Consider the following 7,743-nt stretch of genomic DNA (forward strand, 5'->3'; position numbering starts at 1 on the left):
AATTCCGGTAAGGCCTGTTGACAAATGATCATCCCATTTGCTCTCCATTCCACCCCAATCATCCCATTGATTCATCCCGCTGACCATCGCAGAACTCATATGCTCAATGGTTGTATTCCAAAAAGTATTTCCAGATGATGAATATACTGTATCAGCTGTAATGATAGTGCGTTTCAATAAATCTGGAATTACCTGATTAACTCTTTCTAATTCACTGAATTCAAGAGTACCTAAAGATAATATAAATCCTTGTAAAAGCCCACCAATTGCCTCTGGAATTTCTTCATTTGTTACTTTTCCTGATAACTCACTAACCCCTGTGTTCATCAAACTCTTAACAATTTCAGATTTATTCTCTGTATAGAATTTTTCTCTACCTGGTATGGTTGCAACTAACTCAGAGCAAATGTCTGACAAAATTTCTTTTCTGCGTGTCGAATCAGATATTTTGGCAATATCTAATCCTTTGATAGATCCTGTTAGCATTGATTCAAGAACCTTTATCAAGTCATCTGAGTTGTTTAAACTTTTATTTGTCAGTTCATCCCTCACCCCTTTTAAAATTGAATCAATGACGGTAATAGTTAGTCCCTCCCCTTTTCTATCAACAGATCTTAGTTCATTTACCAAAGAATACCCACCTGCAAGCCGAAGTTTATTTTCAAAATCAACAAGTATTTTATCAACAAATGTGACTGTGTTTTCAGGAACAGTAGTAAAAACTAACGGAATGATATCATAGGGTAGATAATTTCCTGAAGTATCTTTGATCCACTCCTTAATTTTCAGTTCGTATTTTGTGTTGTAGTCAAGATAATCAACTGGATAGACTGTAAATGATCGATTGTCATTCCGTGCATCGTAATCGGATCTCATCGGTACACAAGAGAGAAAATTATTTGCAGAGAGTTGAACTGTTGCTCCACAAGTGAAATCGTCAGCTGTGGTTACTGAAGTGACGTCTATTGGCTCATCAAAGGCAAATTTCACAGAGGTTCCAATTAACACTCCAGTACTGCCATTACTTGGAACAAGTGCATTGGCTACTACATTTGGTTTCGTATTATCTACTTCAATCACTGGGTCAGGTTCCGGGACCGGACTTGAGCTTTCACTTGTCTCATCAGAAGAGCAGGCAACAACCAATGTCCCCAGAATTAATGGGATAAGAAGCAGATTAAAAACGTGTTTTGACATATTCATAACAGTCTCTTTGTCCGAAAATGCGAAAGTGTCTTAAGTAGTGCAAGGTAGGATTTGTAGAGAAATGGGTCATTCAAGTCTATTGCCAAGAATCATTTGGCCGCACTGGTCCCTACTTTTGCTTAAATATCGTAAAATCTTCCTAAAGCTCATGTCTCCATGAGAATTTTAAATAAAACAATAAATTCAATAGAATAATATATTTTATAGAGAAACACCTTTACCTCGTTTCGACAATGTATTCTGCCCAGATAAGGTAAGTTTGTAGTGGATGAAGTGTCGCTTTATTACCTTCAGCAAAGCGAACAGTGGTAATCGAGTTCTGTTTTTGCCACCGCATGCCTGCTCTCCACCGTTCCATTAACTTAAATGTTGGCCCAAACTCAAATCCCCAAGTAAACTGTCCATTATCAATTGAATCTGAAAAATAAGCTTTGTCATCTTCCTGCAGCCGATAATTTAACCGGTTTTCTGACCATCCACCCATCAGACTACCCCGTAAGCCCAACCCATTATCTGCTTCCCAAGCAATTCCAAAATTTCCAAGCAGCTGGAATTGTTCGAGATCAATTGATTTGGTCAAACTTGTTTTTCTAAGAGTTCCTCTTTGTTTGCGATAAGATTGGCTGATCCCCGATAACAGAAGTGGTGTAAAAAATCTTTGTAGCCTAACTTCTAAGTGATTCCCCTTTAGCGTTGTTCCGGTATCTGTCTCAAAAAAACTAGTTTTGGCCTGACCAAGATTCAGTTGCCAAATGATTCCAGATGAAAAATCCCAATTACCCTCCCCCAATTTCGTAGAAAGATCATTGCTTTCTATAAAATTGTTGGGATTTAGCTGATAAACTGATCGATTTTTTAGATTAATATTATTTTGCAAAATTTCTGGATTATCACCTTTTTGATAATAACTTTCTCCAGGAACTGAAGCACCTGATGCAAGCTCTTTAGAAGTCAAGAGAGCCATCAACATCTGTTCAGAAGTTTGTTTTGCTTGATCATTTTCTTCACTTGAGAGCTGACGAAGCCGCACTCCCTGCCTTAGTAATTTTTTCTTAGGTGATAAAAAGCTTGTTTTTGTTTTTGAATTTTTTTGTGAGCTAGGATCGCTTGGCGCAAATCTTTCACAAAAATCAGCTATGAATTTGACATCCAAATCCATTTGCTGAAATTGTTGGACTAACTCCTTCCTTTCAGGTTCTGAGCAGAGGATATTTGGGTCGGATGTTGGATCTTTTGCCGACAAAACAGCGGATGAAAGGCAAAAAACAATCACGAATTGGATAACCTTCAGAACAAGGTTTTCCAACGAATAGGTTTGTAGAAGATTTGGCACTGGCACCCCAGTTGTTAATTTCACCTAAAAATTTGGTGAATCACACGCAGAACTCGCCAAGTCTCTAAGCAAAATTGAGGCAAATGGATAGTTTTTAAGAATGACAGATTATCTATGAGGAAAAGAGTCTCAGGTAAACCGAAACTCAATTTTTAGTTCTTGTGAAAGAATTATTCTTGACGGGAGGAGAAGCGAAAGTAATGAGTCCGTTTAAGCTGCGTGTGGTGCGATTACATTGGAAGTCTAAATGGGTAGTCTTTTGAATTATTTAAAGACAGCCATCCTCAGGCTACCGAAATTTGCTCATGAACAATCTTCTCTAGATAGTCGAACCGAGCCATGTCAAAAATCTCATGATGCTCTAAGTCAATGATTTCGATATAATGATTGAGTAGGCCCAAATCCATTTCAGAGATCCAACCACTTCTACCGTGCCGATGATGCTTTGCTAAGCTCTTCAAAGCTGTACGGTGATCTTCACAGACTTGGATTGGTACTTCAGGAAATTTATTCAAGAAAACCACGAAGAACATGTTGACTCAGATAGTTTTTGTTTAAATGTTAGAGAAATTTATTCAACAAGATTTTATTTTGTCACCTAAAAGTCAAGTACTCATTGGTTTATCCAAATTTAAACTTTCTACTATTCAAAACCTTCAAATATTTTCATGTGTTTCATGATATATAGCCAGATTATGTAATTTTTTTGACACAAAATACATAATGTAATTCATTATTTGGTACACCTTCCAGATTTTTTTGATATCAGTTATTTAAATGCATGGGAAAATCGCGATTCTACGGCTGAATTGAGGCTAGTTTGGCAATAAAATAAATTTCCCAGACAGCCCACTCTCAAACTTCTCAAAGGCCTCTGCAGCTTTCTGAAGAGGGATTTTCTCTCGAATAAGCTGTTCAAAGGATAAGTTGCTCTCCTGCATAAAATTCATCATCTCAACTGCTGCCCAAGAGGGTAAAACTTTTGAGCCCTGCAACCTAATCTGCTTATGAATAAATTGCTCTGGAGAGATACTGGGGACTCCCTTGCTTAATCCAAGGTAGATTACAACTCCCTTTGGCCTCAGCACATCAATCGCCCGACTCTGAGCATTACTTGCCCCACTGGTTTCAATACTTCCACAAAAACCTTCTGGATTGGGGGACATCTCGATGATACCTTCAGTCTCTGTAAAGTCTGCGATTTTTTCAAAACCAAGTGAGGTGGCAAAGTCCCTGCGGCTCTTAATTGGATCGATTCCTACCACATTGATTCCCATTCTTTCAAGCATTAATATCGCTGACAATCCCACTGGACCCAGCCCGAAGACAACTACGTTGCGAACCGCTTGACCCCTCAATTGTTGAACCGCATTGTACGCAGTCGCTCCAGTACACGCGATAAAAGTACCGTCTTCAAAGGAAATATTCTCTGGGAGTTCAAGACAGGTATTTTCCGGAAGCTTCAGAACGTTGGTATTTGCTCCAGCATCCGCCAAGGCCATTCCTTTCCCAGTTGGGCAAAGAACAGTTTCCCCTTGGTGACAGTAGTGACAGTGACCACAACCTAGCGTGTGATTTACGGTCACCCGATCACCAACTTTGAAGTTACTAACAGCATCTCCAGTTTGGACAACGATTCCTGCAGGCTCATGACCTACAATTTTTCCGTAACGAGCACCCAACTCATCTGGACTGGAACGATAAAAATGCAAGTCACTACCACAAATTCCAGCTGCCTTCACTTCAATCAAGACCTCATTCAATCCAGGCTCTAAATAAGGAAATTCCCTCACTTCAAGCGATTTGTTCCCAAAAAGGGCAACTCCAATTTTTTTCATATTAGTTTCAGAATTGAGGGGACAGTTTCAAAAGTAATGATTGGAGGAAAGCAAGAAGGGACTCTCGCAGAGATCAGCATGCTTTTATGAAGATCAGCTTACTCCACGCATTTACAACAAGCGATTGGAATGTACACCTTTCTGTCGTAGATATGCTCCCACTCATATTCGTAGGCCATCTTACATGTCTCTGGGTTTTGGTTAGTGGTCTTTACCTCTGAACTAGTATTTGAGCAGGCTGCCAAAATAATCTGTGCACTGATCAAGCACCAGATTGAGCCAACCTTTTGCTTGTAATGCTGAAGGGTAATTTTCATTCAATGAACGCCAGCAGGAAGAAGACAAAGGTTTTTGTTGACTGATAGGAAAGTCAGACAATGTTATTTGAGAAGTAGAAGAAAACGATCATCAAGGCAATGATGATAAATATTACCGGTGAGAACCTTCCCATCAAGTTAGTGCCTGCAGTGATTTATTGAAATAATTAGGAATTCTGACAGCTAAATTGTTTTGAAGAATTGGGAACATTCAGATCTCTGATTTAGCAGATATAAGTTCACCTGAAGTAATTCTAAAGATCTGAATGAGTAGCTCACTCTTTGTTATCGACTTGCTCAGCGTACCAACTTATATGGATCGAAATCCAAGTATAATCAACAGATTAATAGCAATAAAGATCTATTTTTTAAGAGAAATAATGTCGTCTTCCAAAGGACTGCCATCTCGAAAATTCTCAGGATTTAAATCATTCAGAAGAAACCGCTCTCTCATGTCTTTAACGTCTTGCTGAATAAGCATCAGGATCTTTTGATAGTCTTCAAATTCTTTCTGCATCACAGCCTCCCTAATTGTGAAATCTACTCATTAAATTCGCCTGCAGCCAACTAACACATGGCATAATTCAGACCAATTCTGTTGTTGGCCTGACTTTGATGTGGTTGCAAAGCGACTAACTACTTAGATGAGCAAATCAGCAGTGAAGACCAAGAAGGGATGTTGCAAAGTAAGAATTTGAGTGCCCGGAGCCGGAATCGAACCGGCACGGAGGGGCTACCTCCGCAGGATTTTAAGTCCTGTGCGTCTACCAATTTCGCCATCCGGGCTAGCATTGCTGAGGAAGCAAGAATTCAATAGGCAGGTGGAGGTGACGAGCGGATTCGAACCGCTATGAAACAGATTTGCAATCTGCTGCCTGACCATTCAGCCACGTCACCAACCGAGGAAAATTATCAGAAATTTGAGATGATAAATTTGCCCACACAAAAGGCAAGGACTAATTGTTGAGTTCAATCTGAGCCAGTAGGTCCAATTCTGCTAAAACCTTTAAAGTTCCCAAGGCCACACAGCTCAGAGGATCGTCAGCATGCATTACTTTTAAGTTGACCTCCTCGCTCAATAATTTGTCTAAACCAGCCAGCATGGAACCTCCACCAGCTAAGAAAATGCCTTTTTCAACAATGTCTGCAGCCAATTCAGGGGGAGTTTGCTCCAAAGTCTTTTTGACCAATTTTACAATTGCCACACAGTTGTCCGCTAGACATTCACGTATCTCTGATTCATGAAATAGTAAGGTTTTTGGTACTCCTGAAATCACATCTCGCCCACGAACTTCCATTGTCTGGTGGGTAGCACTTCCCTCAATTGCATTGCCCAAGAGAATCTTGACGTTTTCTGCAGTTCGTTCGCCAATCAACAAGTTGTATTTTTGCTTGGCGTACTGGCTGATGGTTTCGTCCATCACGTCACCGCCTATTCGGCTTGAATCACTGAAGACAATGCTGGCTAAACAGATAACGGCGACCTCCGTGGTTCCACCACCAATATCAACAATCAACGAACCTGTAGCATCCTGAACCGGGAGACCTGCTCCGATTGCTGCAGCCATAGGTTCTTCAATCAAAAAGACTTCTTTAGCTCCAGCTAGCAACGCCGCTTCTCTGACAGCTCTCCGTTCAACTTGGGTAATTCCGGAGGGGATGGCGATGACAATCCGTGGCTTGGTCTTCAATGCAGAAAACTGTAGCTGGGTTTCACGAATAAAATAACTCAGCATTTCCTGAGCAATGTCAAAGTCTGAAATCACTCCATCTTTTAAAGGCCTAATGGCTTCTACTCCGCGTGGAGTTCTTCCCATCATCTCCTTAGCAACCTGGCCCACCGCCAGAATTCGCATTTCCCCCCGGGAAATTCGCTTCACCGCGACGACAGAAGGCTCACGAATAACAATCCCATGCTTTTGCGTACAGACAAGCGTATTGGCAGTGCCAAGGTCAATGGCAAGATCCTGAACAAAGGACTTGGTAAGCGAAGAGAAAACAGACACGACCACTCCATGGTAAGAAAGACTTCAAGGAGGCCATCATCAGAAAAAGATCTTCACAGGGCAAGCCATTTTCCATTTCAAGCGAACTAGAATTTCGTTCAGCTTGGTGGCTTCCGGAAGCCCATAGTCAGACCTTGTGGAATGCACGGGTTTGGCAGGTGCCTTCGGTGGATTTATTGGAGGAAATCCACGAACTACCAGATCAAGATTTCCTTGAATGGTTTTGGCTGAAGGACACGTATGAGGCCCCTGCAGAAGTGCCTACCATTTTGATTCTACATGGTTTGGAAGGATGCGCCCGCTCCAATTATGTTCAGGATCTAATGCGTCAACTCGGTTCCTTGGGATGGCGGGCTGTTGTTATGCAATATCGTAATTGTGGAGAAAAACCGAACCGCCTTGCGCAAAGCTATCATGCGATGCACTGGCAGGAGTTAGACTGGACCGTTAAAGCTCTTCGAGGACGCTTCCCAGAAGCACCGATTGGAGTCGTGGGATTTTCCACTGGCGGTAGCATTCTGCTCAATTGGCTTGGTCAGAATGAGTTTAGAAACATTGCGGCCTCGTGTGCTATCTCTGTTCCCTACAAACTACCGCTATGCGCTGACCGACTCAACCAAGGTTTTTCAAAAATCTATCAGCAATATTTGATGGGACGGCTGAAACGCTCTTCAGTGCGCAAGTGGGCCTTATTGAAGGATGCATTGGGACTATCTGACCTTTCGCAGATCAATGAGCTTAAGACACTCTGGGAATATGATGATTTGCTGACAGCGCCATTGCACGGCTTCAAGAATGTCCATGATTACTATGAAAAAGCCAGTTGTCGTAAGTACCTCAAAAGCATTCGGGTACCAACTTTACTGGTTCACGCCCTGGATGATCCTTTCATGATTCCTGAAGTTGTTCCACAGGCATGTGAATTGTCAGACCTGATTCAGACGGCTTTCGTTCCAGTAGGAGGTCATTTAGGCTTTGTGTCAGGTGCCGTTCCAGGGCAAGAGTGGTCCTGGCTCTCTCAGATTGTCCCTAGCTTCTTTGAA

At 41.6% G+C, this 7,743-nt stretch carries 7 protein-coding genes and 2 tRNA genes; 1 reads left to right on the top strand and 8 read right to left on the bottom strand.

What is annotated here, in order from left to right; genetic code table 11:
* The 8 genes from P8O70_07780 to P8O70_07815 form a co-directional block, all read right to left on the bottom strand.
* Nucleotides 1–1,203, bottom strand: a 1,203-nt coding sequence (locus P8O70_07780) for an Ig-like domain-containing protein (GenBank protein ID MDG2196779.1), incomplete at its 3' end; no start/stop codon positions are given.
* A 220-nt stretch (nt 1,204–1,423) separates the two neighbouring features.
* Nucleotides 1,424–2,512: an autotransporter outer membrane beta-barrel domain-containing protein gene (locus P8O70_07785; protein ID MDG2196780.1), complete on the bottom strand. Its 1,089-nt coding sequence runs from the start codon at nt 2,510–2,512 to the stop codon at nt 1,424–1,426.
* A 311-nt stretch (nt 2,513–2,823) separates the two neighbouring features.
* Nucleotides 2,824–3,072: a hypothetical protein gene (locus P8O70_07790; protein MDG2196781.1), complete on the bottom strand. Its 249-nt coding sequence runs from the start codon at nt 3,070–3,072 to the stop codon at nt 2,824–2,826.
* 282 nt (nt 3,073–3,354) lie between these two features.
* A complete protein-coding gene (locus tag P8O70_07795; protein ID MDG2196782.1) occupies nt 3,355–4,377 on the bottom strand; it encodes an alcohol dehydrogenase catalytic domain-containing protein in 1,023 nt (340 codons plus the stop codon).
* A gap of 678 nt (nt 4,378–5,055) precedes the next feature.
* Entirely contained in the window at nt 5,056–5,211 is a 156-nt protein-coding gene (locus P8O70_07800; GenBank protein ID MDG2196783.1) for a hypothetical protein, read from the bottom strand.
* Between the two features lie 182 nt (nt 5,212–5,393).
* A tRNA-Leu gene (locus P8O70_07805) sits at nt 5,394–5,480 on the bottom strand.
* Nucleotides 5,481–5,516: 36 nt separating this feature from the next.
* A tRNA-Cys gene (locus P8O70_07810) sits at nt 5,517–5,591 on the bottom strand.
* 59 nt (nt 5,592–5,650) lie between these two features.
* Nucleotides 5,651–6,700: a rod shape-determining protein gene (locus P8O70_07815; GenBank protein MDG2196784.1), complete on the bottom strand. Its 1,050-nt coding sequence runs from the start codon at nt 6,698–6,700 to the stop codon at nt 5,651–5,653.
* A 74-nt stretch (nt 6,701–6,774) separates the two neighbouring features.
* Here P8O70_07815 and P8O70_07820 point away from each other — a divergent pair.
* The coding region (locus P8O70_07820) for a hydrolase (protein ID MDG2196785.1) at nt 6,775–7,743 on the top strand (969 nt) is incomplete at its 3' end.

This window comes from SAR324 cluster bacterium (genome assembly GCA_029245725.1).
Classification (GTDB): domain Bacteria; phylum SAR324; class SAR324; order SAR324; family NAC60-12; genus JCVI-SCAAA005.

Coding starts and splice junctions, on each gene's coding strand:
- P8O70_07790 (MDG2196781.1), bottom strand. CDS start 3,072: ATGTTCTTCGTGGTTTTCTTGAATAAATTTCCTGAAGTACCAATCCAA.
- P8O70_07795 (MDG2196782.1), bottom strand. CDS start 4,377: ATGAAAAAAATTGGAGTTGCCCTTTTTGGGAACAAATCGCTTGAAGTG.
- P8O70_07800 (MDG2196783.1), bottom strand. CDS start 5,211: ATGCAGAAAGAATTTGAAGACTATCAAAAGATCCTGATGCTTATTCAG.